The organism is Halochromatium sp. NSM3, assembly GCF_059621085.1.
On the sequence record NZ_JCAQIA010000085.1, the window covers coordinates 1 to 1,421 of the forward strand.

2 protein-coding genes are annotated in these 1,421 nt (G+C 58.9%); one reads left to right on the forward strand and one right to left on the reverse strand.

Annotation, left to right across the window (positions count from 1 at the left end; all coding sequences use genetic code 11):
- Positions 1-16: 16 nt before the first annotated feature.
- Positions 17-1,288 carry an IS4 family transposase gene (locus AC54T3_RS17395; protein ID WP_496626569.1) on the reverse strand — a complete coding sequence of 424 codons (1,272 nt, stop codon included), beginning with the start codon at positions 1,286-1,288 and terminating at the stop codon, positions 17-19.
- Here AC54T3_RS17395 and AC54T3_RS17400 point away from each other — a divergent pair.
- A partial coding sequence (locus AC54T3_RS17400; protein WP_496626570.1) for a hypothetical protein occupies positions 1,226-1,421 on the forward strand: 196 nt, incomplete at its 3' end. The two genes, AC54T3_RS17395 and AC54T3_RS17400, sit on opposite strands and share 63 nt — an antisense overlap.

The following is a 1,421-nucleotide window of genomic DNA, read 5'->3' on the forward strand; positions in this document are numbered from 1 at the left end:
GGTCAATGTCGTCAATTTAAGCCGCCATCCCTGGTAATGGATTGACGTGTTTCGACTTTCTCGGATTGGAGCGGCCAGGCCGAATTATTTCCTGATCTCGGACGATCCAGGCCAGGAGTTCAAGGATTGAAGCCAAGGGGTCATGGGATCGCCAGAGCGCGTGGAACTGCTCACGGAACTTGAGGATCGTCGCCCGGAAGTTGATGCGGTAATCCCGGGTGCGGTGAGCCGTCATCTGCCGGGCCACCGGCTGAGACAGGGCAGCGCTCATGGCGGCCAGGGTGAGCGTCAGGAAGCGGGCGTAGATTTCCTGGTACACGTTCAGCCGGTCGCGGGTGCGGAATCGCTCCACTCCGAGCCAGGCCTTGAAGGATTTGTAGGATTCTTCCACGCCCCAGCGCTCGGAATAGAGCGGCTTGAACAGATGGATCGGGTATTGCTCGGTATCGAGCAGGTTGGTGGCCAGGATCTCCACCTGCCCGTCATTGAGCGCTACTCGAATCAAGCGTAATTCCATCGGCCGGTCGCAGACCTCCAGCGCGGCGCAGTCCCGTCGCATCTTGGCGGTGGGCGTCCAGTGAATCACCGTCTCGGCCTGGCCCGAGGCGATGAAACGGCACACCTGAGTATTGAAGTTCTTGGGCAGACGGGCACAGAAATCCACCTTGGCATGGCGGTGGGCTGCGAACAGGGCAAAGGAAGGAAACCCTCGGTCATACAGGGCCAGATCTTCGGTGCTGAGGCCGCTGAGCAGGCGTTCTGCCAGGAAGCGCTCACCCATGCGTACTGGAGCCAGCTCACAACTCAAGGGCACTCGCGTCAACACATCCTGCTGGCTGACCAGCAGCGCCATCGGCCGCTGGGTTTTGGTCTGGTTCCCCTGGGTACCAAACTCCTCGGCCAAGTCATCGTTGAGCGGCAGCCGCACCTTGGTGCCGTCCACCGCAACGAGCCGATAGCCCATCCATCGCTGGGCCGGGTGCTCGTCATAAAAGGTCTTCACGGCCTGCTGCTGCAGGCTGACAAGGGCTTCATAGGGAAATTTGCGGCAAGCCTTGGAGATGGCCTGCTTGGTCGGGGTCGGGGCACTTCGGTCCTTTGTCAGGCCACGAAACAGCTTGTCCATGCCGAATTGCAGGGAGGGTACCGCCCCGGAGAGAAAGAACAGCGCCATGTGCCTGAAGGTCAATGAGCGCTGCCGGGAAAAATCCTGGGGCCGGTAGCGATGCGCGGCGACGAACTCGGAGTCCTCGAGGGCTGCATCAAGCTTGTTGAGAACTATTCTCATAGAGGCAAGCGGGTTTCTGTAGGCTGGTCAACAGTTTTTTCATGGTTCCGGAAGTCTCTGGCTTGCCTGGATTTCCGATTATTTTATCAAATTCAATCGGTTATTGCCGCCGTGCTTAAATTGACGACATTGG